Origin of the sequence: Pseudomonas sp. Bc-h (genome assembly GCF_002080045.1) — a bacterium.
Classification (GTDB): Bacteria; Pseudomonadota; Gammaproteobacteria; order Pseudomonadales; family Pseudomonadaceae; genus Aquipseudomonas.
The window spans coordinates 350,460-375,874 of sequence record NZ_MUIN01000004.1 but is presented as its reverse complement, the minus strand read 5'-3'; the positions used below and the strand labels follow the sequence as shown (position 1 = coordinate 375,874).

Below are 25,415 nucleotides of genomic sequence, written 5' to 3'. Positions count from 1 at the left end.
TAGTTTTTTCTAGACTTGCGGCGATGGCTCGGATGAGCTCGCCTGATCGGCGTAGTGCCGGGCCAGAATCAGGTCCCCGGCGTCCTCACCCGGCGGCCCTAACCAGGTGTTGAAACCCAGTCGGAACTGGCCATTGAGTTGCAGTCTGGGGATGTGCGGTTGTTGCAGAACCAGACTCAGATCCCAGTCCAGCTCGTGACCCAGGTATTCAGCGACCCATGCGACCAGATGCCTGAAGGGTTCGCCATCGGGCAGCATGCCCATGTACTCGTCGAGCTTGAGCGGCCCCAGTCGAATCCGGAATTTGTGCTGGCGATCCCAGACGTGGCTGCCGAGGCAAAAGTCGATGCCGAGCTGATTGGCACTGACGGAAAGTCGGCTGCATTCGGGTAGCGCCAGCCATTGACCAACGAATTCTTCGATTTCTACCGGCAGGCCAAAGTAGTCTTCAAGAATGGCTTTCAGGCCGTCCGGGTAGCGAGTTTGCGCCGCCAGATGGCCGCTGAAATGCAGCTTGGCGGTGTCTGGAATCAGGCTCTGACCGAGCAGGGTCGGCATGCCGCGACCGCTGAATGCCGCCAATCTTGCGGACCAGTAATCATCGTCTGGCCGATCATGGCTGACGGCGGGACGCGCCTCTGCCCAGACCCGGTAAAACAGGCTCAGCAGACGATGATGGAAAACGTCGAGAAAACGTTTGCTGGTGCTGTCGTTGTGGTTGCGCTGGCGTTCGCGAATGTACTCGGTCAGGTGCAGCGGCAGCGGACCGTTGGGCCCACCAAGCCCGAAAAAGAACTGTTCGAGCCTTGCGGCTTTGCCGTCGTGCCCAAGGGTCAGGGCGGCAAGAGTCGAAGGCGCAAACGCGCAGTCGGGTCGTTGGCCGAGACGCAGAGGGTCGTCGGCCAGGCGCAGCGAACGACCGATGCGTGGCAGTTGCGGTGACTCGCATTCGATCCGCCGCAGCGCGTGGAAAAAATCGAATTCCCAAGGCGTTTCGTGAATATCGGTGAGCGCGCTCACAACGTTGGGCGCCGGCCGGGCTGGGCTTTCCATCGCATGATCTCGCCGCGTTCGTTGGTGCGAATCACGGTCTCGGTGAAGCTGTTGATGGAGACGTACCGCGCTAGAAACCGTTCGAACACCGCACCCAGCAAAAACACACCTGTGCCGCGAAAGGCGTTTTCGTCGAACTCCAGGGTGATCTCCAGACCGCGCCCGAAGACGATCGGGCCTGGCATGGGCAAGCGTCGTGTACAGACTTGGCTGCGGACGTCCCGCAGCCCCTCGACCTGCAGTTGCAGAGCGGCGTCGTTGGGGTCACCGTACAGGCGAAGCATTTCGCGCAAGGCCGCGGCGCCCTGGCCGTTCTCGCTGAGCGACAGGTAGTTCAGCGACAACTGGCTGATCAGACGCCAGGCCTTATGGTCATGTGCGTGGCTGGCGCGAGGGCGGCTTGGGCCTGCGAGACAACGAATCGACGAGACCGGCGCGCTTTCGGCCAGGGTGAAGTCGGTCTTGCCAGCCCCTTCGTTCATGAACAGCGGCAGGTCGCGGTTGGTACACAGCGCGCTGACACCCAGTTGGCGCAGATCATGACGATAGGGCGCTTGTTGACCGTCGACCAGACTGAGGAAGGTTTCGCTGCCGACGTAGGTTGAGCGTGTGCCCGTGCGCCGCTGTTCGCTGGACAGTACGCGGGGCTCGCGCCGCAGGGTGTAATAGGCCCTGCCTGTGCCGTAACGGGAAGGATCGCGCACTGCATAGAACGGCACAAAGCCCTGATCAGGTCCCGAGCCGTGGCCGGTGACGCTTGTCAGTGAATGAATCTCGAAGTCCATCGGGCGAGTTCGGTCGGCGATCACATGATGTTCGTTGACGCGATCGGACAGATGGATCCGGTCAACTCGTCGCGGGAACAGGTTGATCGCAGGTGTACAGAACGGTACGAACTGCTCTGGTCCCACGCTTCCTTCAAGACTCTGATCGAAGCGGTCAAACAGAATGACTATTTCCAGTTCTTGCCCTGAGCATTGTTGGACGGCTCGGTTCAGATGGGTGAACTCGACGAACAGGTAGCGCTGGGGCAAAGCGAAGTATTCCTGCATCAAGCGATAGCCCTGAAACGCCTGGGCGACCACGGGAATCGCCGCTTCGCGGTCGTCGAAGCCGCAGGGCCTCAAGGCATCGATCGGCATTCGCTCGATCCAGTCCGCGTGTGGCTGACGGGCAAACACCGCGCACGTATTGCCGAGCAACTGCTCATAGAGCCGGAACGGAAGTTCATCAGCGCCATTGAGGTACAGCGGCAGGTTTTCCAGGCTCAGGGTGGTGAACGGCAGCTCCGCGCTGCTACGCAGAGTAATGCGCAGACCTGCCTTGGCGTTTGGTTCGTTGGCAGCAAGGCGCCCAAGCACGGTGACCGGATTGCCGAAATACTCCGCGTGACTGATCTTCAGAGGCCATAGCGTCACCGGGTGAGCGCTTCGGTATTCGCATGAAGTCTGCGAGCCCGTGCCCATTGAAGCACGCAATACGCTGTCACGAGGCAGCGTGAATCCGCTGCTCAGAGAACCTTCGTCCTGATCGATCTGCATCTGCACCACCGACATCGACGGGGTGGGCGCGAGGTAATGCGGGTAGGCGATTTCCAGCAGATTATGGGTGAAGGTCGGATATTCAGCGTCGAGCTTCAGCTGCACGCGCGCCGTGAGGTAGGCGAAGCCTTCCAGGAGTCGCTCGACATAGGGGTCGGCGCAGTCGATGCCGGATAGCGACAGGCGCCCGGCGATTTTCGGATATTCGCTGGCAAACTCCGCCGCGCTTTCGCGAACGTGTTGCAGTTCCTGGTTGTACAGCTCCAGCAGGCGCGGATTCATGCCTGCCTCCTTTGTTTGGCAGGCAGCACCTGCACGTGACCAGACTCCAGATCCAGATCGGTGCGCAGCAACAGCGGAAGGGCAACCGGTTTCGCCCACAGATCGCCTTCGATCTCGAAGCTCAGAGCATTGTGGTTCATCAGCTCGGGCAGGGCCTGCGCGCGTACTCGCAGGGTCTGGGGCAAGATGCGTGGCTCGAAGGTGACGATGGCCTGATGAATCAGACTTTCCAGCACACGGACATCGATGCTCGACGCACTGTTACCTGCAAGCGGCGGTAGGCCGTAATTAAGCACCGATGTTCCCACCGGGGGGTGCAGCATGGCGTCCCCATCAAGAAGCGAACTGGTATTAAGCAGCCAGGTCAGATCCCGCAACACCGAGGCTTTCAGCTGGGTCAGGGACAGCACGCGTTTGTCTGCGGTCTCCTGAACATTGCCAGGCTCGTCATCCGTCAGCCGGTCAAGCAGCGAAGGCTGCAGACGATCGCGCAGAGTGAATTCGTTCACAGCCATGTTTTGTCCAATGTGATCTTCACGAGTCAGGAACATCCCGGTGAGCGGATTACGCACCCTTCGCCGACGGCAGCTTGGAAACGAGGCGTAGCGAGACGGTCAAACCTTCGAGCTGGTAGTGCGGACGCAGGAAGAATTTCGAGCTGTAATAGCCCGGGTTGCCTTCGACGTCCTCAACCACAACCTCGGCGGCAGCAAGCGGATGCCGTGCTTTGGTGGTTTCTGTGGAGTGCGCCGGATCACCGTCGACGTAATTCAGAATCCAGTCCTGTAACCAGCGCTGCATCTCGTCCTTTTCTTTGAAGGAGCCGATCTTGTCGCGCACGATGCACTTCAGGTAATGCGCGAAACGGCAGGTCGCGAACAGATACGGCAGGCGTGCGGCCAGATTGGCGTTCGCGGTAGCGTCCGGATCATCGTATTCGGCAGGCTTCTGCAGAGACTGGGCTCCGATAAATGCGGCGAAATCGGTGTTTTTCTTGTGCAGCAGCGGCATGAACCCGTTCTTCGCCAGTTCCGCCTCCCGACGGTCAGAGATCGCGATTTCGGTCGGGCACTTCATGTCCACGCCGCCGTCATCGGTGGGAAATGTGTGCGCCGGCAGATTCTGCACTTCACCACCAGACTCGACGCCACGAATACGCGAGCACCAGCCGTAGTGCTTGAAAGAACGGTTGATGTTCACGGCCATTGCGTAGGCGGCATTGGCCCAGGTGTACTTGGCGCTGTCGGCGCCATCGGTGTCTTCTTCGAAGGCAAAGGCTTCCACCGGATCGGTCTTGGCGCCATAGGGCAAGCGAGCCAGAAAACGAGGCATGGTCAGACCGATGTAACGCGAATCTTCCGACTCCCGCAGGGAGCGCCAGCCGGCGTACTCCGGGGTTGTGAAGATCTTGGTCAGGTCGCGAGGGTTGGACAGTTCTTGCCAGGAGCCCATGCCCATTACGGTGGGCGAAGCAGCGGAAATGAACGGCGCGTGCATCGCTGCGCAAGTCTTGGACAGCTCACCCAGGAGCTCGACGTCCTGAGGGGATTGATCGAAGTAGTAGTCTCCGACCAGACAGCCGTAGGGTTCTCCACCGAACTGTCCGTATTCTTCCTCGTACATTTTCTTGAATATTGGACTTTGATCCCAGGCCGTTCCCTTGAACTTTTTCAGGGTCTTGTGCAGTTCCCGCTTGGAAATATTCAGCACCCGAATCTTCAGTTGTTCATCGCTTTCAGTGTTGTTGACCAGGTAATGGAGTCCGCGCCAGGCGCTTTCCAATTGCTGGAATTCAGGGTGATGAATCACCTGATTCACTTGCGCCGTGAGCTTGGCATCAATCGCAGCGATGATCGATTCGATTGAGGTGATGGCATCGCCGGAAACCAGGCTGGTCTGCTTCAGAGCCTGCTCTGCCAAAGTGCGCACTGCGGTCTCGACGGCCTCGCGGGCGCGTTCGGTCTTGGGTTTGAATTCTTGCAGCAGCAACGAGGCGAAGTCGTTGGTGTCTTCGGTGAGGCTGGCTTGGGCATGATCGTCACGCAGCACTTGAGTCATGATTGTTTGTCCTGGTTAAGCCTTCGGATCGGCGTCTGGCGAAGCAGAGCTCAGCGGTTTGGGTGCACTCGCCAGGGCTTTCAGCAGCGCCGGGGCCTTGATCGCTCTCATGATGATTTCCTCGGCGCCGGTCTTGCCGTCCATGTAGGTCAGCAAATTAGCCAGTTGAGTGCGGGCTTCAAGGAGTTGCCTCAGTGAGTCGACCTTGCGTGCCACGGCAGCAGGGCTGAAGTCGTCCATGCTTTCGAAGGTGATATCCAGACTTAGATTGCCTTCGCCGGTGAGCTCGTTTGGCACGTGAAACGCCACCCGTGGCTGCATCGCCTTAAGACGCGAGTCGAAGTTGTCGACATCGACCTCCAGAAACTTACGGTCGGCGACGGCGGCCTGCGGCTCGACTGGCTTGCCAGCCAGATCGGCCATCACGCCCATTACGAAGGGAAGCTCTACTTTTTTCTCGGCACCGTACAGTTCGACGTCGTACTCGATCTGGACCCGTGGGGCGCGGTTACGCGCAATGAATTTTTGAGAACTGGTGTTCGCCACGTTGCTCCTCCTGGTCGCTGCTGCGACATGCTTGGCGTCATCGGACTAGGCCGGTAACGGGGATGTTTAATGCTTGCCTGAACCGTTTCGTTGCGTGAGAGCTACGCGTCACTCGAGGTCGGGGCCGCGCAGGTTTTCGAACTGGGGCATGCCGTCGGGAATCAGATTGCGCACGATGGCCGCGAAGTCGGCGTGCACCAGATTTTTCGCTCTGTTCAAAAGTACCGGCAGCGGGCTGGAGGGCTCATGGCGGGCGTAGTAACCGAGAATGCGATCAAGGTTGCGCACCACATCGTGGCGATTGTCGATCTCCCCGTCGCAGACGTGTGGAGCAGAGGTCACAACGGCCGGGGTTTCAGTCGTCTCCCCTGGGCTCGACTGATGGACCTGTGCCTCTGTCTCAACGCTATCCGGGACGTATTCACGGAGAATGTGCAGGGCCTGTTTGATCAGTTGCTGCAGTGCTGACAGGTCCACACCCTGCGCCGAACCCACTTGTGCAGAGACGAGCTGTTCGATGGCATCCGCTCTACTGTGGGCTTGCTGGAGCATCGACCGCAGGTCGGTCAGGTGGGCAGGATCGCTGTCGCGCAGCGCGCCTTTCAATTCGTCGAGGCTGAGTTGTTCATCGGGGAAACTCTGCAAGCGGCTGGCATTGAGGGCGGCGCGCAAGCTGATCGGGCCGAAGCTGCGCGAGGGAGGCAGCAGGCTGTCGCGCAGCAACCGCAGGTTGGTATCGCAGGCGATGCCGGACAGCGCATTGATGCGCAGGGTCGGGTCATTATCATCGTCGGCATCAAGCTGCGGATAAAGCGCTGGCCAATACTGCCTCAACAGATCGCTTATCAGCGTCAGGGCGTTGGTCAGTCCCGCGAAGCCATGAAGGGCCACAGCGCTTTGCAGGAGAAAATGTGTAATTCGCAGATCCTTGCTGCGTTGCAGGAGGGCAATGCTGGATTGTTCGATTTGTCGCCATTGGGGCGGCTCCGCGGGCTGTACCGAGTCGCCCATGGCGCGCTCCGGTTTACCTTGTGCATCGCGCTCGAGTTCCAGAAATTGCACGTCATATTCCAGGTCATCGCCACATGGCGAGTTCGGGGAAATGGCGCAGAGTAGCAACGAAATATCCAGCAAAAATTGATTTCCTTATCATTCGAGAGTGTTTCTTATAGTTGGTGAGGAAACTTCCTACACCAATTGAAGAATGGTCTTATATTTGCGTCGCGACTGATATTAATCAGATATCACTTGTTTTAGAAAGTTGTGCATTTTTGTTGTGAAAGTTGTTCGTTGTCAAGGTAGGATACGCGTCCTCGGTGGAAGTTATGATTATGGCGATAGCAGGAATATCGCTTCCTCAGTCACCGTGCGACTGTCACGTATGAATGGATGGAATCGCGATCAGGTCCGGCGAGGCCCCTGTTTTCGGCGTTCCTGGCTTTACTCAAAAGGCTTCATGGCTACATGCGCAAAACGTTGCGCCATGCTGAAAGTGCGAGCAAGGAGGCGAAGTGCCGCTCTGTCTGACGATCATTAGTTATCACAAGATAACCCCCGGACAAATTGCCGAAATCCACTTGGACGATGGGGTGATGGCGATCGGTCGTAGTGTGGATAATGACTGGGTGCTCCCGGATCCGGAACGCCTTGTTTCTTCGCGCCATTGCATCATTCAGCAGAAAAACGGCCGTTACTATTTGACGGATAACAGCACTAATGGCGTACAGCTGGTGAACGCGGGTATACACATGCACCGTGGAACCAGCGAGCCACTGGAAGATCGAGAACTTATTCGGATTGGTGATTACGAGATTCGCGTGCGAATTGATTTCAAAATAAGTCCATCGACCTCAGGGTTTTCCGAAGGTGACTCTTCAAATAGTTTCGAGGCGTTAACGGGGCGCCAGGAAAGCATTCCCTCCGCAGTTCCAGACGGGCAGTCAGCCGCGCATTTTTCAGGCGGTCCGGCGCAGGATACGTTCCCTGATCTGTTCGATTTTCTGACCCCTCCGGGCGTGCCGCCAGCCACTCGATCTGACCATGTCCCGGCCGAGCTTCACGATTTTCGCCCGCCTGTTGCGCAGGCTCCTGCAGCCTCGGCCATGTCGTCCCCTCCAGCCTCTTCGCAGGGCGCCATCCCAGAAGACTGGGATCTCGTACCTGATTTACCCAAGGTCTCAGTGGCGCCTTCGGTCAACCCTGCCGAGTCGGGACTCATGGCAGATCGGGCGCTCACCCTGCAGCCGCCTGTTGCGGAGCAAGCGGCAGCTGAAGCAGGCGAAAATCAGGTCGACCTGATAAAGGCTTTCCTTCGAGGGGCTGGTTTAGATCAGTTGCAGATCGAGTCGGCCCAAGTACAGGCACAGATGGAGTCCATCGGCCGCAGTTACAGGCTGATGGTCGAAGGGCTCATCGACGTATTGCGGGCGCGCAGCAGTCTCAAGGGCGAGCTTCGCCTGCAGCAGACCATGATTTGTCCGGTGGAAAACAACCCACTGAAGTTCGCGCCGAATGCTGATGAAGCGTTGTTGTTGCTATTGCGTCACGGCAATCAAGCGTTCCTGCCGCCCGACCAGGCCATCGCCGCTAGCTTCGACGATCTGCGCGCCCATCAGTTGGCCGTGATGGCCGGGGTCGAGGCAGCCATAAAAGCCTTGCTCAAACGCTTCGAGCCATCGGAGTTGGAGGGACGCATGGGCAAGGCCAACGCGTTGTCCAACCTCTTCGGTTCCCGTCAGGCTCAGCACTGGCTGCAATTCACCGAACTTTATGCACAGATTTCCCGCGAGGCCGAAGAGGATTTTCAGGTCCTGTTCGGTCGCGAGTTCAGTCATGCCTACGAGGTACACAGCGCACGATTGCGCGACTCGTGAAAGGGCGCACCAAGACAAACGGATAGACAGTCAGTACGTCATGAGGACGAAGGATGTTTCGAAAAGTTGTATTGGCGGCAGCCATGTCGCTGATGCTGGTTTCCTGTGCCAGTGATACGGAAGCACCCCAGCCGCTGGAAAAGCCTGCTGAGGCTCTCGCCATTGTGCTGCACTTCGATGCTGTCGCCGGGCTCAACCCCGGTGCCAACGGCCAACCGACGCCTGTGCGGGTGCGGATATACGAGCTCAAGAACAGTGCGAATTTCTCCCGCGCCGACTATTTCGCGCTGGCAGAACGCGCTCAGGCAACCCTGGGTTCCGATCTCATCGAGCAGGATGAAGTGCTGATCCGGCCGGGCCAGCAATTGACCGTTACCCGTGACCTCAACGCCGCCACGCGACAGATTGGCCTGGTAGTCGGTTATCGCGAGATCGATCAGGCCAACTGGCGCACCGGACTCGATGTCATGCCTCCTCATGCCGCTGAATTCCAGGTCGGCCTGGACACCCGCGCCGTGAGCAGCGATCGCGTCGCCAATTCAATTCGCCCCGCCCAATAGGCAATCGGAGAACCCATGTCCTGGAACAATCGAGTCGTCTGGTCGGAAGGCATGTTCATCGCAACGCAGCACTTTCAGCAGCATGACCGTTACCTGGAAAATCTTATCGATGCTCGCAGTCGTCCATTGTCCGCCGGGGGCTGGGGTTTTTCCGAGCTTTCGCTGGATGATGGATTATTGAAGCAAGGCAAACTGGGCATTGAATCGGCGCGCGGGTTGTTGCCCGACGGTACGCCTTTCAACATTCCCCACGACGATCTGGCGCCCAGCCCGCTGAGTATTGACGAGACCCTGCGCGATGGACTGGTTTATCTGGCTTTGCCACTTAAGCGTGCGGGGCTGCGCGACACAGTAAAGGAGGGGGAATCCCCGGCCGTTGCGCGTTTCGTCAGCCAGGTGCGGGAGGTGCGTGACGACAACGCACCGTTTGAGAGTCGGGCGCCTGTGGCCGTTGGTTCGCGGGCACTGAGATTGCTCACCGAAAAAGACGGCATCAGCGATTACGCCGCGATCGGTGTGGTGCGCATCAAAGAGAAACGCTCTGAATGCAACTTGACGCTCGATGACAGTTACATCCCTCCAGTGCTCGACGTGGCAGTCTCCCGATCGCTGAAGGCATTTCGCAACGAACTGCTGGGATTGCTGCAGCAGCGTGGCGAAGCGCTTGCGGGCCGCGTAGTAGCTTCAGGTGCAGGAGGTGCATCCGAAATCGCCGACTTCCTGCTGTTGCAACTGGTCAATCGTGTCGAGCCATTGATCCGTCATCTGAGCGAACTGAGCCCGTTGCACCCCGAACGCTTGTACAGCGAGCTGGTGAGTCTGGCGGGGGAGTTTGCGACCTTTTCCAACTTCGGGCGCAGGCCCGAAAAGTTCGTGCGCTATCGGCACGATGACCTCTTTTCGACGATGGCGCCGGTCATGCAGGCATTGCGTGAGGCATTGTCGATGCTGATCGATAGCAACGCCACTGCGATACCTGTTATCGAAAAGGCTTACGGCATTCGTGTGTCTACGCTCACTGACCGGACCTTGATCGACTCGGCCAGTTTCATCCTGGTGGTGCGCGCCGACATGCCCAGCGAAACCCTGCGCGGATGTTTCGCTCAGCAAAGCAAGATCGGTTCGGTGGAAGACATCCGGGATCTGGTCAACCTGCAACTGCCGGGCATAGGCTTGCTGCCCTTGCCCGTGGCGCCCCGGCAGATCCCCTTTCACGCAGGTTCCACCTACTACGAGCTTGATCGCGGCAGCGAGCACTGGAAGAAGCTGGAGCATTCGGGCGGTTTGGCCTTCCACATCGCGGGCGAGTTTCCTGGGTTGGAACTGGCTCTCTGGGCAATCCGAGGATAATTGCCGATGCCTTCCCACGACCAGCCCTTCAACCCTCCGATGCCCGCAAGTGATCGCACGCAGTTCATGCCTCGTCCGGGCGGACGTGGACCGCAGCCTGCAGCACATGTTGACCCCGCAACCTCCAAGGCATCGTTATCGATGCCCGTAGCGCCGTTGCCGTCCGGTCAGGCGCAAGGCCTGAACCCGCTCGAAGCGGCCGCAGGCCCGTTACTGGCACTGCTCACGCGTTTGCGCAGCACCATCGCCCATCCGGCACCCGCCAGTTTGAAAGCGCAGTTGCTGGCATATTTGCGTCAGTTCGAAGAGCGCGCCGGAGCAGCCGGTATCGTGCGTAACGAAGTACTGCTGGCGCGATACGCGTTGTGTACCGCGCTCGACGAAGCTGTGTTGAGCACCCCATGGGGGAGTGAGAGTGACTGGGGCAAGCAGAGCCTTCTGATCACCGTTCACAACGAAGCTTCGGGCGGCGAGAAGGTGTTTCGGCTGCTGGAGCACTGTCTGCAAAGCCCGCGCGAGCGTCTGTTTCTGCTTGAGCTGTTGTACCTGTGTATATGTCTGGGGTTCGAAGGCCGTTATCGCGTGATGACCGACGGCCGCAACCAGCTTGAAGCGCTGCGTGAGCGTACCAGTGCTGCTATCCGCAGCAGCCGTGGCGGGTTCGAGCGAGAACTGTCGCCCCATTGGCGCGGGGTGACGGTGGCGCCTGATCGTCTTTCGCAGTTCATGCCGCCGTGGGTGGGCGTGACAATGGGCCTTGCCTTGCTGCTCGTACTGCTGTTCGGTCTTCGCCTGAAGCTGGCCTCAGACACTGAACAGGTGTTCAAGAATATTCACGCGCTGGGAGAAATTCCGGTGCAGTCGATCACGCGCGCCGTGATGCAGCCCAGAGTCATTGAGCGCCCCCGTCTGGCGGGGTTTCTAGTGGAAGACATCAAGGCCAACAGGGTTGCAGTGGAGGATGCGGTTGATCGTTCGGTGGTAACCATTCGTGGCGATGAGATCTTCTCGTCAGGCAGCGCCACTATCCTCGACGGTTTCCAGCCGTTGATGCTGCGCATCGCCGAAGCTATCCGCAAAGTCAAAGGGCAGGTGCGCATCACTGGCCACAGTGATAACCAACCCATCGCCACCTTGCGTTTCCCGTCCAACTGGGCGCTGTCCCACGCGCGTGCAAGTGAGGTCCTGCAGATACTTTCGGCGAAGACCGGTGAGCCCGGGCGCTTTTCCGCTGAAGGGCGCAGCGATACCGAGCCGGTCGCGTCCAATGCGACTGCCGAAGGGCGGGCGAAGAATCGCCGGGTTGAAATCACTGTGCTGGCGGAGGGGGTCGAGTGAAGGCGTTATTGGGGGTCGTCATTCGCTGGGTCCTACCTGTTATCGGCCTGACTGCGTTGAGTCTGATCATCTGGTTCCTCGGCCCGCTGCTAAACGTACTGGTACCGCAAGGCAGACGCTGGGCATTGATCGCGGTTTTGTTCGTTGCATGGATTGTATGGAGGGTGTTCCGCATCGTTCGGGCCCATCGCCACACGGCCAAAGTACTGGAAAATCTGGCCGCCGATACTGCGCCGGATCTGGTAAGTGTGGGCACCGCCCAGGAGCTCGCGATCCTGCAGCAGCGCATGGACGACGCTCTGAAACTGTTGAAGAAGGCCCGGCTTGGTGGCGACGAACGACGCAATCTGTATGAACTGCCGTGGTATGTGCTCATCGGCCCGCCGGGCTCCGGCAAAACCACAGCGCTGGTCAATTCCGGCCTGCATTTTCCACTCGCTGCGCAAATGGGCGCGGTGGCGATTCGCGGCGTCGGTGGCACTCGCAATTGCGACTGGTGGTTCACCAACGAAGCGGTGTTGCTCGATACCGCGGGCCGCTACACCACGCAGGACAGTCATGCGCAGATCGACAAGGCCGCTTGGCTCGGCTTTCTCGACCTGCTGAAAAGCCAGCGGTCGCGCCGCCCGATTGACGGCGCCTTCGTTGCCATCAGCTTTTCGGATCTTTTACTCACCAGTGAAGCCGAGCGCGGGGCTCATGCTGCGGCTATTCGAGCGCGGATTCAGGAGTTATACAGCCGGCTAGGTGTGCGACTCCCGATCTACGTGATGTTGACCAAACTCGACCTGGTTCCGGGTTTCATTGAGTTCTTCGACGCCCTCAGCAAAGAGGAGAGAGCGCAAGTCTGGGGCATGACTTTCACGCTGGACGACGGCCAGAACAATGATGGCCCGCTGACGGACTTCTTGAGTGAATTCGCGTTGCTGGAGCAACGGTTGAATGAGCGTCTGGTCGAGCGCTTGCAGCAGGAGCGCGACCCGGCGCGACGCGACCTGATCTATGGCTTCGCGCAACAGTTCGGCGCGCTGAAACAGACGTTGCACGCATTCCTCGACGGCGTGTTCAAACCCAATGCTTTCGAGGAGCGGGCCTTGCTGCGTGGTGTTTATTTCACCAGTAGCACCCAGGAAGGCAGCCCGATCGATCGCTTGATCGGCGCCATGGCCCAAGGCATGAACCTGGACCGCCAGCATCTGGCGCGTCAGGTGGAAACCGGCCGCAGTTACTTTATTGAAAAGCTGTTCACGGCGGTGGCATTCGCCGAACGGGGTCTGGTGGGCGTCAATCACAAAGTCGAGCGTCGACGTAAATGGATGGCGCGCGCTGCGCTAGCTGCCACCGTCGCGATGGTGCTGGTTGTCGGGACGTTCTGGGCCATCAGTTATCGCGCCAATCAGGTTTACATCGCTCAGGTTGATCAGAAGGTCGCTCCGCTTGGGCAGACCTTACAGAGTCTGAGCCCTGCACAGCGTGATGTTCTCGAGGTGCTAGCGCTACTCAACGGCGTGCGCAATCTGGCAAGTGATCCGCCGGATATGTCGCAGGGTTTAGGGCTTTATCAGGGCGACATGCTCCAGGCGCAATCCAGCAGTGTTTATCGCAAACTGCTCATTGCCGTATTCGCGCCGCGGCTGCTGACTCGCGTCGAGGAGCAGTTGCGCAGCGGCGGCAGTTCTGACTTCCTCTTCGAAGGCCTCAAGGCTTATCTGATGTTTGCAGACAGCGAGCATTACGACGCTGATTTCATCAAGGCCTGGGTCGCATTGGATTGGGATCAGAGCTTGCCCCGTGACTTGCCGCCGGATCAGCGGCAGGCATTAGGTGAGCATTTGCAGGCTTTGTTCGAGCGGCATCCACCCAATGCACTTCTGGATCAGCGCTTGATCGATGACTTGCGTCGGCAGCTGCAACAGTTGCCTGTGGCGCAGCGTGTTTATGACCGGGTAAAGCGCCAGATCCTGCCGGAAGGTGTAGCGGACTTTCGCATCACCCAGATTGCCGGTCGTGACGCCGCGCTGGTGATTTCCCGCAAGAGCGGCAAGGCTCTGGGCGATCCACTGAGTGGCCTCTACACGGCCAAGGGTTATCGCGAGGTGTTCCTTGCAGCCAGCCTGAGCCAGGCCGGTACGCTGGCTGACGAGCAATGGGTGCTGGGGCTCAACAATGGTGATCGGCAGAATGCCGTGAGCCTTGCAGGCGATGTACGCCGGCTTTATTTCCAGGATTACCAGCGCCAGTGGGATGCACTACTCGCTGATCTCGACTTCATACCGATCACCAGCATCGCTCAGGCGGCTGATGTGCTGCGGGTGATTTCCGGGCCTGCATCGCCGCTGAAAAAACTGCTGGTGGCGGTGGCCAGGGAAACCAATCTGCAACAGGAAGAAAGACTGCTGGCCGAGCAAGGCAAGAGAGTTGAAGGCGAGGTCGATGAGCTCAAGCAGCGCCTGGGTTCGATGCTCGGTCAGGAGCAGACGGGTAGCACAGCCACGTCGGCTATGGCTGACGACCCGGTCACGACGCATTTTGCCGAGCTCAATACGTTCGTCAGCAAGGGCGAGGGAGGTTCTGCTGCGATAGACGGCGTGCTGGCGGACATGAACGCGCTGTACGTGCAGGTCAGCGCGATGGTCGGGGCCAGTGGCGATGCGCTGCTCGACGAGGCTAAGACCTCGGCCGGCGCTGCCGCGGCGCGGGTCAATCTGAACGTCGACCGACAACCGCCGGTGGTGCAGGGACTGGTCAAATCGGTGGTCAGCTCAACCACCAATATCATGATGGGCGGGGTGCGCAAGCAACTGAATGCGGCGTGGGTCAGTGATGTGGTGAGTATTTATCGCCAATCTCTTAGCGGCCGTTATCCGCTGGCATCAGGCAGCGCGCGGGACGCGACGCTGGACGACTTCGGCCAATTTTTCGGAGTGGGCGGGGTGATGGATAACTATTTCCGCAAGTACCTGCAAAGTTATGTCGATACGTCGGCCACCGTCTGGCGTTGGCAACCAGGGGCTGCGCAGAAGCTCGGGATCAACGTTTCGATTCTGCAGACTTTTCAGCGTGCGGCCGCGATTCGTGATGCTTTTTTTCGCACTGGAGGCGTACAGCCTTCTGTGCGCTTCGAGCTCAAACCGGTGGCGATGGATGCGTCGATCAACCAGTTCCTGCTCGACCTTGACGGCCAGCAAATCAGCTATGACCACGGCCCGAGTCGCCAGGTCGCGATGCAGTGGCCCAACCCCGGCAGCATTGGCGTTGTCCGCCTGTCGATTTCGCCGCCGTCTCCCAGCGGACGTTCGGGTGTCACGCTTGACGGTCCGTGGGCGTGGTTCCGTCTGCTGGAGCAATCGGATCTGATGGGGGGCGGATCGCCTGATCGATTCAACCTGCGCATGCGGGTCGACAATGCCAGTATTTCCTATGAATTGCGCGCCAACAGCGCTTTTAACCCGTTCAAGAACCGTGTACTGAGCGGCTTCAGCTTGCCGGAGCGGTTGTGACGACGCTGGGTTTCTACGGCAAGGTAGCCAGCCGTGGTGACTTTGTCAGTCGCGGTTTGCCCCAGAGTTTCGTTCAACCCTGGGATGCATGGTTGGCGGCGGGGCTGCGGGCCAGTCAGCAGCAACTCGGCGAGGGTTGGCTCGACGCCTATCTGGTAAGTCCGTTGTGGCGTTTCGTCCTTGCTGCGGGGGTGAGTGGTCCTGGCGCGATGGTGGGTGTACTGATGCCTAGCATTGACAGGGTCGGGCGTTATTTCCCGCTGACTGTCGCGCAGACCCTCGATATCGATCAGTCCCTGGCGGCAGTGATCGGCTCCCCCGAACTCTGGTTCGAACAGGTCGAAGCGCTGATGCTCTCGACGCTTGAGGAGAACGCTGATTTTTCAGCCTTCGACCACAGCGTTTCGGCGCTCGGTTTTTTACCCGCAACCGACCGCGAACCCGCCAGCCGTTTTACCAAACGCACGGAGCTCAACGATTCTGAGATCCGCCTTCGAGCCCTCGCTGACATGACTTGTGAGGGTTCGAGTCTGTGGTGGGAAAAGGGCTCCGCGCGAGCTTCGGGCCTCATGCGCTATCAGGGGTTGCCTGATGCCGCCAAATTCGCCAGCTTCCTGCTGGGACAAGGAGCGTCGATCTAGATGTCTGCAATACCTGAAAACATCCACTACCACTGCGCCGGCTACAGCCACGTCGGCATGGTGCGGCAGGTCAACGAAGATGCGCTTCTCGAGTTGCCGGAGAATGGTCTCTGGGCCATCGCCGATGGAATGGGCGGGCATGCGGCGGGGGATTACGTTGCGGCCCTCATCGTCGACAGCCTGCGGCGTGTAGAGCTTGCGCAATCGCTGGCGATCTACACCCACGCGCTGCGTACCGTACTGGCCGAAGTGAACACTGCGGTACGCGAAAAAGCCCTGCGCCGCGGCCTGGACATGATGGGCAGCACCGTGGTGGTTATGGCCGTCAACGGAAATCAGGGCGTATGTCTTTGGGCGGGGGATAGCCGGCTTTACCGTCTACGTGACGATGAGCTTCGGCGTATCTCCCGCGACCATAGCTACGTGCAGGATCTGCAGGACAGCGGTTTGCTCAGCGAGGCCGAAGCCCGTGTGCATCCAAGGGCCAACATTGTTACCCGAGCCATTGGCGCCGAGGACGCGTTGGAGCTGGCGATGGTCAACCTCGAAATCCTGCCGGGTGACACCTGGCTGCTCTGCAGCGACGGCCTCAACAAGACCGCCGAAGACTGCGAGATTCGTGATGTGCTGGGTCACAACGACCCAGTGCAGGTGGTTCGTAGCCTGGTGCATCTGGGGCTCACCCGGGGCGCTCCCGACAACATCACGGCGATTGTCGTCAAAGCCTGCTGAAGACCCTAATGGACCTATTGATTCCCGGATTTGACATAGAAGGCGAGATTGGCGAAGGCGCCATGGCTACCGTATATCTCGCCACGCAGCGCTCCCTCGAACGCAAGGTCGCACTGAAAGTCATGGCGGCGGCGCTAGGGACCGATCCCACGTTCTGCGAACGGTTCCTGCGCGAAGGCAAAACCCTGGCGCGGTTGTCTCACCCGCATACGGTGACCATTCACGACATTGGTAATGTCGGCAATCTGTATTACATGGCGATGGAATACTTGCCCAACGGCACGCTGAAAGAACGTGTCGCTGCTGGCATCAGCGCCGAACGAGGCCTTATTTACGTTCGTCAGATCGCGTCGGCGCTGAGTTACGCCCATGCGCAGGAGTTGGTCCATCGTGATGTGAAGCCAGCCAACATCCTGTTTCGCGCCAACGGCTCTGCGGTGCTTTCGGATTTCGGTATCGCCAAGTCGCTGGACGATCGCACACAGTTCACTCAGGCCGGTTTTGCTGTGGGGACGCCGAGCTACATGAGCCCGGAGCAGGCAAGAGGCATTGAAATCGATGGACGCGCAGACCTCTACGCGCTGGGCGTTGTGCTCTACGAAATGCTCGTCGGAAAATTGCCATACAACGGCCCCGATGCGCTCTCCACCGCATTGGCGCATCTGACCGAACCGCTTCCCGAACTGCCGATCCATTACGGCCGTTATCAGCACATCCTCAGCAAATTGCTCGCCAAGGATCGTGAAGATCGTTTCGCCAATGCGGATGAGTTGATCCGGGCGTTGGACAGCCTGCCGCCTCACGTTCCGGATGCGACGATTATTCGTTTGTTACCGCTGCCTGCGGAGCCTGCTCCTCCTCCGAGTCCTGCGCCCTCACCCGCGACTTCGGGCAAGTCAGTGCAACGCTCAGGGCCGGTAGTTGCGTTGGGCGCGGTTGCACTAGCCACTGCGCTCGGATTGGGTGTTGGTGGTTATTGGTGGTTGAGCATCGAGAAACCGACGATGGTTGTGGCGTCGACGATAACTCCAAGTACCAACACGACAAGCCGCTCTACATCGTCAGTAGAAAACCTGCTCCCAGTATCTGGGCAATTACTGACTGCTGAATCTGATGGTGGCGACCGTCCGTTACTGATGCCGAACAAGAAAACCTTGTTCCAGCGAGTCCTGACGAAGCCGGGTGCGAAGTTGTCTACCGAGCCCGGCGCGTCAGGCGAGCAGGTGCTCCCGGCGTTTTCGGTGCTGTACGTATATCAGCGCAGGCGCGTCAACGGCACCCAGTGGCTGCGTGTGGGCGCCGCCAGTGACGGACACAGCGAAGGCTGGCTCGGTGCCGATCAGGTCAGTGAATGGAAGCAGGCTCTGGTGTTGAAGTTCAGCGAGCGCTCGGGGCGCACACCTGCGATGTTCCTGCGTGAGCCAAGCCAGCTGGAGCGCCTGTTGAACGATCCGGCAGCGGCGAAAAAGCTGCTGCTCGATGCACAGAGCAATGCCGATGACACGCAACAGGTGCTCGCGCTGGAGCCTGCCGCTAGCGCAGTTGCGCAGCGCCAGTTCTATTTGCTGCCGATCTTCGATGCCATGGAAACCTTCGACCGGAACGGTCAGCCGGTCCAGTTGCTCAACGTCGCCTCCGTCGACCCTGGAAGCACGCCGCAGAGGACCGCTTCCGGTGATCTCGTCAGATCCGTCGGCGAGAACGCCTTCCGTACCGGAGTTGTGCTGGTAGTGGACACCTCCGTTTCGATGCAGCCCTATATCGATCGGATACGGGATGTGGTCGCCGAACTGCAAAGCCAGATAGGCAAGCGTGGGGAGCTGGATAACGTCAGCTTCGGGTTGGTGGGCTTTCGCAACAATATCAGCCAGACCCCAGGCCTTGAATACCTCAGCAAGACGCTGATCACGCTTGAGCAAGGGCGTGATCCGCAGCGTTTTCTAGAGTTGGCGCGACAGGTCAAGGCGACCAGTGTGTCCAGCCATTCATTCAACGAGGATGCTTTCGCCGGGGTGATGCAGGCAGTCAACGGAATGGACTGGTCGGGTTACGGCGGACGCTTGATTCTGCTGGTCAGCGACGCCGGTTCTTTGCGCAGTAGCGATCCCTACAGCAGCACCCGGATGAACGAAGCTGAGGTCCGGCAGGCCGCGCTGGGCAAGCAGATCAAGATCTACGCATTGCACCTGAAAACCGACGCAGGCCAGAAGAACCACGCGTTCGCCGAGCAGCAATACCGCACGCTGACTGCCGACGCCAACCCGCGTATCGGCGATTTGTACGTTCCGGTCCCGGGCGGCGATGTGCAGACATTTGGTGCGCGAGTGTCGGACATCGGTTCGGTGTTCGCCGATCTGGTTCATCAGGTGCGCAGCGATCAGCCGCAGATCGCGCCTTCGCTGTCGGCGGCCCCGTCGGTGACCGACAAATCCGTCGCCATCGGTTACGCGATGCGTATGGACTTTCTCGGGCAGCAAAGCGGTGCGCGCGCTCCGCAACTGGTCAGTGCCTGGACCTCCGACCGTGACCTGATCAACCCCGCACTTCCAATGTTTCAGGTATGCGTGATGCTCAGCAAATTGCAGCTCAACGATCTTCAGCAGTCGCTGAAACTGATCGTCGATGCCGCGCGCAAGACTCAAACCTCGCCCACGGATTTCTTTCAGGAAATCGCCAGCGCCAGTGCGTACATGAGCCGTGATCCGTCAGCGTTGCGCCAGGGTGCAAATCTGGCCCGCAGCGGCGTGCTTGGAGAATATCTGGAAGGTCTGCCGTATCGCAGCAAATCCCTGAGCATGACGCAGGATCTGTGGCTGTCGCTGAGCGTGGGTGAGCAGGAAGATTTCATCGAGGAACTGGAATCAAAAATCCGCCTTTATGAAAGCTTCCACAACGACCTTGCCAACTGGGTCCGTTTCGGTGATGCCGAGCCGGGTGATGCGTTGTATCGCGTGCCACTGTCGACGCTCCCGTGATGCTGAGTTTGCGGGAGGTGCGCAAGACCCGGGGTGAAGGGAGCCAGCGGTACAGCCTGGTGATCCCTCACCTGGATCTGGCTGCCGGCCAGCAATTGGCGTTGGTCGGGCCGAGCGGCTGTGGCAAAAGCACGCTGCTTGATCTTCTGGGACTGGTGCTGTCCCCGGACGCATCCCGGCGCTTCGACTTTGCCACCGATGATGGTCCTGTCGACGTCGCCAATCTGTGGCGCGATGCCCGGGTGAATCGTCTGGCCGAGTTGCGCAGTCGACAAATTGGCTACGTGCTGCAAACAGGTGGGTTGCTGAGTTATCTCGATGTACGCGGCAATATCGGACTGCCTCGCAAGCTGTTGAGGCTGCACGATGACGGCTGCGTCGACGACCTCGCGGCGCAGCTGGAAATCAGCGATCAACTTGAGAAGAGGCCGCATGCGCTTTCCATCGGACAACGCCAGCGCGTCAGTTGCGCGCGTGCCTTGGCGCACAACCCGCACTTGCTCCTCGCCGACGAGCCCACTGCCGCGCTGGACCCGCTGAACGCACACAGGGTGATGCAGCTGTTGCTGGGACGGTCTCGCAGGCAAGGCGCCAGTTGCTTGATTGCGACACACGATGAGTGCCTGGCTCGAGAGGTCGGTTTGCCCATGCTGCACATCGCCTGTGTGCGGGACGACGATGGCGGCATCACCGCGACGTTGGAGGGCGCGCACTGATGCGAATCGCCTTGGTGGCTTCTCTGGCCTGGCAAGACTATCGCTGTGATGCGCGCTTCTCGACTGGCGCAGTATTGGCGTTGGTAGCAGTGATCGCACCGCTTTTGGTGCTGTTCGGCCTCAAATTCGGGTTGATCAGCAGTCTCACCGAACGCCTGGAGCGCGACCCTGCTGTGCGAGAACTGATCCCCGTTGGCGGTGGCCGATTCAGCATCGATTTCATCGACGAGCTGGCGCGAAGGCCGGACGTAGCGTTCGCCTTGCCCCGCACACGGCAGATCGCCGCGACCGCCGATCTGTCGGTGCCGACGCGTGATCAACCGCTAAACGTCGAAATGATCCCCACCGATTTCGGTGATCCGCTGTTGGGCGACATGCTGCCGCCCAACGAAATTGACCGTGTGCTTCTGAGTCAGACAGCCGCTGAAAAACTTGCCGCCAAGACCGGCGATTGGCTCCAGGCGAGCTTTTATCGTCAGCTCGCAGGGCACACACAGGCCCAGCGCATAAACGTGTTCGTCACCGGGATCCTGCCAATCAAGGCTTTTGCTCGAGATGCGATATTCGCTTCGACTGCGCTGCTTGAGGCCGTTGAAGATTTTCGCGACGGGCGTGCCGTAAACGCGTTTGGCTGGGACGGTGACTCCCCAGCTACCAAGGATAAGCGAGTCTTCCCTGCCTTTCGCCTTTACGCCCGTGACCTTGACGATGTCGAGCCGCTGCGGATGTATTTCGCGGGAAAAAATCTGCTGGTGTCGACTCACGCTCAGACCATTGCTCAGGTGAAGTCCCTGAGTCGCAACTTGTCCATCGTCTTCTGGGTCATTTTCGCTCTCGCGGTGCTGGGCGCGGGGTCGGCAGTGCTGGCGGGCGCGTTGGCAGCGGTCGAGCGTAAACGGCGCGAACTTTCGGTTCTGCGATTGCTTGGCTTTGGTACCGGCTCGCTTCTGCTTTTCGTGGTTTTGCAGGCGCTCTACAGCGGCGGGTTGGCATCAGTGATCAGCGTTGCGCTCTATTGCCTGGCGGAGCGCGGCCTTAATTATTTGTTGGTGCAAGGCCCGGGAGAGTACGCCAGCCATCTGCTGATTCGTCACTACTGCCTGGCTCTGCTGGCTGCGCTCGGCGCCAGTGCAATGGCTGCAGCGTTGGGGGGCTGGAGAGTGGCACGCATCCAGGCTTCGGAAGGGATCAGAGATGTTTGAGTTGCGTCGGGCTTTGTGTGCACTGGCATTAAGCACGACCCTGGGTATGTCGCTTTCTGCCATGGCTGCTGATGGCGACACGCTGGACAACCCCAGGCCGCTGGCAGGCGACGTGGTTCTGCCATTGCCATGTGACGGCGAAATGGTCTTGCGTTACGTCTATGTCCTGGCTCGCGGCACGCTGGATGACCGTGAAATCAGCCTGGGCTACTCGTTCAGCGAGGGGGAGGCGGGATACAAGCAGTCGTTCATTTCCGGTTACCGCCGCGACTTCATCAACGGTCAGTTCACTCTCGACGACTTGCCGAGCGGCTGGCGGAAGATCATCGGTCCTTTACTGCCAAAAACGGATCCCGCCACACCGCTTAAACCCATGCTTTATTTCATCGGCAAGTATGAAGTTACGGCGCGGCAATACGCTCAGGTCATGTCGCAAGCGCAGGCTCTGGCCAGTGGTGAACCGGCACCTGCCTGCGAAGTGTTCGAAGGCGTGGCCGGGCGCTTGCCCAAAGTCAGACTTTCGCGCTTCGAGGCCGAGCGCTTTTCTGCGGTGTATAGCGCCTGGCTGATTAAATATTACCGTGATCTTTTACCCATCAGTGGCCGGGGAAAAACCGATGGCGACGGCGGTGTCGCGGTCGTACGTCTGCCCACGGAGGTCGAGTGGGAATACGCCGCCCGCGGCGGTCAGGCGGTGAGCCGCCAAGAGCTGGAAGGGCGGTTGTTTCCGCGCCGCATCGACGGCAGTGACGAGGATGGCCCGCTGGGGGACTGGGCCGTTTTCAATCAGGTCGCAGGTGGCACCGGGCAGACCGCGCGCCTGATGCTCATCGGCACCAGGCTGCCGAACCCCATTGGCATGTTCGACGTGATCGGCAATGCCGCCGAAATGGTTCAGGAGTCGTTCCAATTGGTACACGCCGGGCGGCTTCAGGGCGCTTATGGCGGATTCGTCGCCAAGGGAGGCAACTATCTGGAGGGCGAGGGCACGTTGTTCACCGGCATGCGCCGCGAGTATCCGCTGTTCGCAGCAGATGGCACCGAGCAGAGCAACGAGACTACCGGTTTTCGGATCGCAATCGGTGCGTTGTCTGCGCCACGCTCGCGTTACAAAGAATTGTTCGAGCAATGGCAGCAAGAGGGGCGGCTGGCTTCGCTGACAGATGCCATCGACGACGCCCAGGATCCGACCAAACGACTGGACACGATCATCTCCTCAAGCACCGATCCACGGCTTCAAGCCGAGCTTGGGTTGGTCAACGAAGAGCTCAAGCGCAGCATTTCTCTGATTGCACAACAGCGCGAAATGGCAGTGGGTAACCTCATTCAGTCCTCGGCGCTGGTCGTCGAAACCATCAATAACTACAACATCCGCCTGACCAATCTGCGCAAAAGCCAGAAGCAGGCCGCCGATGCCAAGGATGAAGCAAGCGCCAGGCTGTTCACCGTGGCCATCAAAAATGGCACCAGCGCGCTTGATGGTGCGCTGGCGATTTACATAGACAACCTTGCGACCGGCACGCGCTACACCGATGCGGTGATTCAGGCGCAACTTCAGCGTGTAAAGGAAGAACTCAGCCACAGGCCGGTGCTGGGCAAGAGTCTGGTCGCCCGCGCCACTTTATTCGTACGTCACGTGGGGAGTTACCGCCAGCGAAAGCGCGCGGACCCACCGGCGATTCTAAAGGAATTGCTCACATCGGCGGCGCAGCCATGATGGCCGTCGTCCAGTGGGCTTAAAGGGAGTCCGGGCGGCCCTCTGCCGTACCGGCGTTTTAAAACCAGAAAAGAGAGCATCATCATGCAGTTACTCCGTAAACCCGTTGTTTCGACTTCCAGCTGCCGTGGACTGCTGTTGGTTGCCACAGGATTCAGCGCTGTCCTGATGACGGGTTGTGCCAGTTCGCCGGTCTCCAAGGTAGGCGCAACGACGCATGTCGAGTATTACCAGACCTGCTACGAGCCTGTGAAACACCTTCGCGAAACCGACTCGGATACCCAAAAGTCAGTGATGGGTGGCGCTGCTGTTGGGGCACTGGGCGGGGCGCTGGCCGGCGCGTTCGTCGGCAATTCCGAAGACCGAGCGCGCAACGTTGCAATTGGCGCAGCGGGTGGAGCGCTGGTCGGCGGTGCGGCAGGTTATTACACCGAAAAACAGAAGCAGATCGCTGACGACAACCAGCGCATCGGCTCCTATGCCGCTGACATCACCAAGAGCGCCGCCGACCTCGATCGCAGCACTGCTTACGCCAAGGCCTCTCAGTCCTGCTATCAAGGCGAGTTCACCCAGCTGATTTCCGCACGTAAAGCCAACACCATCAACGACACCGAAGGTCGCAAGCGTCTGGCGGAAATCGTGGCCGGCCTGAAAGAGTCCAATGACCTCATCACTGCAGTTAATGGTCGCACCGGTGAAGACCTGAACAACTACACCCAGGCATACGAAAAAGACCTGCAGACCGTAGGTGTGCCGCGTATTGATGTGGCATCCGTTGCCGCAGCGCATACGACCACTGCAACCACCAACAGCAAGAAAAAGAAACCGACGAAGAAGAAACTGCCGGCCGTGCCGCAGGAGGCCGTGAGCACCGAGAGGACACTGCAGGAAGCCAAGAGCAGGCAGGCCGCCAGCCAGCAGATCGCGGCGACCGGCCAGTCTCAGGTCAACGCCATGTGCAAGAACCCAGACCTCGGCGATTGGGCTCCTGTGCCTTGCCCGAATGTCTGATTAGCGAATTCAAGCTTTGAGACCACCGGCCCTTGCACTCAGCAGGGCTGGTTCATTCAACTTCGAAACTTCGAAACTTCAAAACTTCAAAACTTCAAAACTTCAAAACTTCACATTCATCGTAATCCGCGCCGTAAAAACCTTAGCCCCCTCGGTATCGAACGCCTCCACCGACACCACCTTATCCCCTGCCACAGACCAGTCCGCCTCGCTGCCATCGGCCACCGCACGAATATCGGTTTTGGCCTTGGCCAGGTATTCGACGCTCATGCCTTTGGGAATCCAGCGCGCGCCTTCTGGAATCGAAACGTCGGTCATCGTCCCGGCAGCCAGTTCGGCGGCGTTGCAGAGTGCGATGGCGTGAACGGAGCCCAGATGGTTGGTGATTTCGCGGCGAAAGGCGAATTCCACTTCGGCGTGGCCAGGGCGCAGTTGCGTCAGAGTGGGTGTGATGGTGCTGAAGTAGGGCGCCATCTGGCAGACCATCTGGCTGAATTTCTCCGGGCCTGCATTGTTGAACATCGCGAGCATGTTGTTCATGGGATACCTCGGATTGAGCTAAACAGAATATTATTCGGTGTGACTTCATCCTAGTTACAGAATATTATTCTGTAAATCCCGTTTGCCACGATTTGGCTGATTCACCCTCAAGAGGGCTCGCTTTGACATCTTCCGATCCGATTGCCGCTCAGGCGCTCGAACGCAGCTACCCTGGCGCTCGCGCCGCACTCAAACGCGACATCTTGCTCAGCGCTCTGGCGTGTTTTAACGAGCATGGGCTGGAGCCGACCACCATCGACATGATCAAGGCGCGATGCGGCACCAGCGTCGGCAACATCTACCACCACTTCGGTAATAAGGAAGGCGTCGTGGCGGCGCTGTTTTTCTGTGCGCTGGAAGATCAGGCGCTAATGCGCGAGCTTTATCTGGACCAGGCGCAGAGCCCGCAGGAAGGCATCGCGGCGCTGGTGCACAGTTACGTTGATTGGGTGACGCAGCAGCCGGATCTGGCGCGTTTTCAGTATCAGGCGCGTTCGGCCGTGGCGAGGGGGCCTCAAGGCGATGAGCTGATTGAACGCAATCGCCATCGCAATCGGCATTTGAAGCAATGGCTGGCCGACCCAGAGCGGCGCACGGCGTTTCGCGAGTGGCCGGCCGAGCTGTTCCTGTCGTTGATCGTCGGTCCGGCGGAAAGCTATTGCCGCGCCTGGCTGTCAGGGCGGGTGAAAACTTCGCCCAGTGGTTATCGGGAGGAGCTGGCTGAAGCGGCGTGGGCTTCGGTGGCGGCGTAACAATCTTTTGCGCGAAGGCTGGCGACTG

The 25,415-nt window shown here is 59.3% G+C and carries 20 protein-coding genes; 13 read left to right on the top strand and 7 right to left on the bottom strand.

Translation table 11 applies throughout. The features are described 5' to 3' along the window. Positions 1 to 9 precede the first annotated feature (9 nt). The 6 genes from tssG to tssA form a co-directional block, all read right to left on the bottom strand. Entirely contained in the window at positions 10 to 1,053 is a 1,044-nt protein-coding gene (gene tssG / locus BWR59_RS08665; protein ID WP_081565216.1) for a type VI secretion system baseplate subunit TssG, read from the bottom strand. Further along, a complete protein-coding gene (gene tssF, locus BWR59_RS08660) occupies positions 1,017 to 2,876 on the bottom strand; it encodes a type VI secretion system baseplate subunit TssF (RefSeq protein WP_081565215.1) in 1,860 nt (619 codons plus the stop codon). Before tssF ends, tssG begins: the two co-directional genes overlap by 37 nt. Next, entirely contained in the window at positions 2,873 to 3,391 is a 519-nt protein-coding gene (tssE, locus tag BWR59_RS08655) for a type VI secretion system baseplate subunit TssE (protein WP_081565263.1), read from the bottom strand. Before tssE ends, tssF begins: the two co-directional genes overlap by 4 nt. A 49-nt stretch (positions 3,392 to 3,440) precedes the next feature. Next, complete coding sequence (tssC, locus tag BWR59_RS08650; RefSeq protein WP_081565214.1) at positions 3,441 to 4,934, bottom strand: type VI secretion system contractile sheath large subunit; 1,494 nt, start codon at positions 4,932 to 4,934, stop codon at positions 3,441 to 3,443. Between the two features lie 15 nt (positions 4,935 to 4,949). After that, positions 4,950 to 5,480 (bottom strand): type VI secretion system contractile sheath small subunit, encoded by a 531-nt coding sequence (tssB, locus tag BWR59_RS08645; protein ID WP_081565213.1) that lies wholly within the window; start codon positions 5,478 to 5,480, stop codon positions 4,950 to 4,952. 108 nt (positions 5,481 to 5,588) lie between these two features. Next, a complete protein-coding gene (tssA, locus tag BWR59_RS08640; RefSeq protein WP_081565262.1) occupies positions 5,589 to 6,611 on the bottom strand; it encodes a type VI secretion system protein TssA in 1,023 nt (340 codons plus the stop codon). A 380-nt stretch (positions 6,612 to 6,991) separates the two neighbouring features. Here tssA and tagH point away from each other — a divergent pair, with 380 nt between their 5' ends. The 12 genes from tagH (at position 6,992) to tagQ (ending at position 24,095) form a co-directional block, all read left to right on the top strand. Continuing rightward, positions 6,992 to 8,353: a type VI secretion system-associated FHA domain protein TagH gene (tagH, locus tag BWR59_RS08635; RefSeq protein WP_081565212.1), complete on the top strand. Its 1,362-nt coding sequence runs from the start codon at positions 6,992 to 6,994 to the stop codon at positions 8,351 to 8,353. 53 nt (positions 8,354 to 8,406) lie between these two features. Then, on the top strand, positions 8,407 to 8,913 hold the full coding sequence (gene tssJ / locus BWR59_RS08630; RefSeq protein WP_081565211.1) for a type VI secretion system lipoprotein TssJ: 507 nt from the start codon (positions 8,407 to 8,409) through the stop codon (positions 8,911 to 8,913). 15 nt (positions 8,914 to 8,928) lie between these two features. Further along, complete coding sequence (gene tssK / locus BWR59_RS08625; RefSeq protein WP_081565210.1) at positions 8,929 to 10,263, top strand: type VI secretion system baseplate subunit TssK; 1,335 nt, start codon at positions 8,929 to 8,931, stop codon at positions 10,261 to 10,263. 39 nt (positions 10,264 to 10,302) lie between these two features. Then, a complete protein-coding gene (locus BWR59_RS08620; RefSeq protein ID WP_081565261.1) occupies positions 10,303 to 11,601 on the top strand; it encodes a DotU family type VI secretion system protein in 1,299 nt (432 codons plus the stop codon). After that, positions 11,598 to 15,101 carry a type VI secretion system membrane subunit TssM gene (gene tssM, locus BWR59_RS08615; RefSeq protein WP_081565209.1) on the top strand — a complete coding sequence of 1,168 codons (3,504 nt, stop codon included), beginning with the start codon at positions 11,598 to 11,600 and terminating at the stop codon, positions 15,099 to 15,101. The genes BWR59_RS08620 and tssM overlap by 4 nt, the downstream gene beginning before the upstream one ends. Next, the gene (tagF, locus tag BWR59_RS08610; protein WP_081565208.1) at positions 15,098 to 15,742 is read left to right on the top strand and encodes a type VI secretion system-associated protein TagF; all 645 of its coding nucleotides are present in this window, start codon (positions 15,098 to 15,100) and stop codon (positions 15,740 to 15,742) included. The genes tssM and tagF overlap by 4 nt, the downstream gene beginning before the upstream one ends. Continuing rightward, on the top strand, positions 15,743 to 16,474 hold the full coding sequence (locus BWR59_RS08605; protein ID WP_081565207.1) for a protein phosphatase 2C domain-containing protein: 732 nt from the start codon (positions 15,743 to 15,745) through the stop codon (positions 16,472 to 16,474). A gap of 8 nt (positions 16,475 to 16,482) precedes the next feature. Then, on the top strand, positions 16,483 to 19,449 hold the full coding sequence (locus BWR59_RS08600) for a serine/threonine-protein kinase (protein WP_081565206.1): 2,967 nt from the start codon (positions 16,483 to 16,485) through the stop codon (positions 19,447 to 19,449). Then, positions 19,449 to 20,165 carry an ABC transporter ATP-binding protein gene (locus tag BWR59_RS08595; protein WP_081565205.1) on the top strand — a complete coding sequence of 239 codons (717 nt, stop codon included), beginning with the start codon at positions 19,449 to 19,451 and terminating at the stop codon, positions 20,163 to 20,165. Before BWR59_RS08600 ends, BWR59_RS08595 begins: the two co-directional genes overlap by 1 nt. Further along, positions 20,165 to 21,367, top strand: coding sequence for an FtsX-like permease family protein (locus BWR59_RS08590; RefSeq protein ID WP_081565204.1), 1,203 nt, complete (start codon positions 20,165 to 20,167; stop codon positions 21,365 to 21,367). Before BWR59_RS08595 ends, BWR59_RS08590 begins: the two co-directional genes overlap by 1 nt. Next, positions 21,360 to 23,084 (top strand): SUMF1/EgtB/PvdO family nonheme iron enzyme, encoded by a 1,725-nt coding sequence (locus BWR59_RS08585; RefSeq protein ID WP_081565203.1) that lies wholly within the window; start codon positions 21,360 to 21,362, stop codon positions 23,082 to 23,084. The genes BWR59_RS08590 and BWR59_RS08585 overlap by 8 nt, the downstream gene beginning before the upstream one ends. A gap of 84 nt (positions 23,085 to 23,168) precedes the next feature. Next, on the top strand, positions 23,169 to 24,095 hold the full coding sequence (gene tagQ / locus BWR59_RS08580) for a type VI secretion system-associated lipoprotein TagQ (protein WP_081565202.1): 927 nt from the start codon (positions 23,169 to 23,171) through the stop codon (positions 24,093 to 24,095). 102 nt (positions 24,096 to 24,197) lie between these two features. On the opposite strand, the gene BWR59_RS08575 is transcribed toward tagQ, so the two are convergent. Beyond that, a complete protein-coding gene (locus BWR59_RS08575) occupies positions 24,198 to 24,635 on the bottom strand; it encodes a hotdog fold domain-containing protein (protein WP_081565201.1) in 438 nt (145 codons plus the stop codon). 122 nt (positions 24,636 to 24,757) lie between these two features. On the opposite strand from BWR59_RS08575, the gene BWR59_RS08570 reads away from it, so the two are divergent. Next, complete coding sequence (locus tag BWR59_RS08570) at positions 24,758 to 25,387, top strand: TetR/AcrR family transcriptional regulator (RefSeq protein WP_230981979.1); 630 nt, start codon at positions 24,758 to 24,760, stop codon at positions 25,385 to 25,387. The last annotated feature ends 28 nt before the right edge of the window (positions 25,388 to 25,415 follow it).

Bases quoted from the DNA above. Each gene is read 5' to 3' on its own strand.
- tssG (WP_081565216.1), bottom strand. From the start codon at position 1,053: ATGGAAAGCCCAGCCCGGCCGGCGCCCAACGTTGTGAGCGCGCTCACC.
- tssF (WP_081565215.1), bottom strand. From the start codon at position 2,876: ATGAATCCGCGCCTGCTGGAGCTGTACAACCAGGAACTGCAACACGTT.
- tssE (WP_081565263.1), bottom strand. From the start codon at position 3,391: ATGGCTGTGAACGAATTCACTCTGCGCGATCGTCTGCAGCCTTCGCTG.
- tssC (WP_081565214.1), bottom strand. From the start codon at position 4,934: ATGACTCAAGTGCTGCGTGACGATCATGCCCAAGCCAGCCTCACCGAA.
- tssJ (WP_081565211.1), top strand. From the start codon at position 8,407: ATGTTTCGAAAAGTTGTATTGGCGGCAGCCATGTCGCTGATGCTGGTT.
- tssK (WP_081565210.1), top strand. From the start codon at position 8,929: ATGTCCTGGAACAATCGAGTCGTCTGGTCGGAAGGCATGTTCATCGCA.
- BWR59_RS08620 (WP_081565261.1), top strand. From the start codon at position 10,303: ATGCCCGCAAGTGATCGCACGCAGTTCATGCCTCGTCCGGGCGGACGT.
- BWR59_RS08605 (WP_081565207.1), top strand. From the start codon at position 15,743: ATGTCTGCAATACCTGAAAACATCCACTACCACTGCGCCGGCTACAGC.
- BWR59_RS08600 (WP_081565206.1), top strand. From the start codon at position 16,483: ATGGACCTATTGATTCCCGGATTTGACATAGAAGGCGAGATTGGCGAA.
- BWR59_RS08595 (WP_081565205.1), top strand. From the start codon at position 19,449: ATGCTGAGTTTGCGGGAGGTGCGCAAGACCCGGGGTGAAGGGAGCCAG.
- BWR59_RS08590 (WP_081565204.1), top strand. From the start codon at position 20,165: ATGCGAATCGCCTTGGTGGCTTCTCTGGCCTGGCAAGACTATCGCTGT.
- BWR59_RS08585 (WP_081565203.1), top strand. From the start codon at position 21,360: ATGTTTGAGTTGCGTCGGGCTTTGTGTGCACTGGCATTAAGCACGACC.
- tagQ (WP_081565202.1), top strand. From the start codon at position 23,169: ATGCAGTTACTCCGTAAACCCGTTGTTTCGACTTCCAGCTGCCGTGGA.
- BWR59_RS08575 (WP_081565201.1), bottom strand. From the start codon at position 24,635: ATGAACAACATGCTCGCGATGTTCAACAATGCAGGCCCGGAGAAATTC.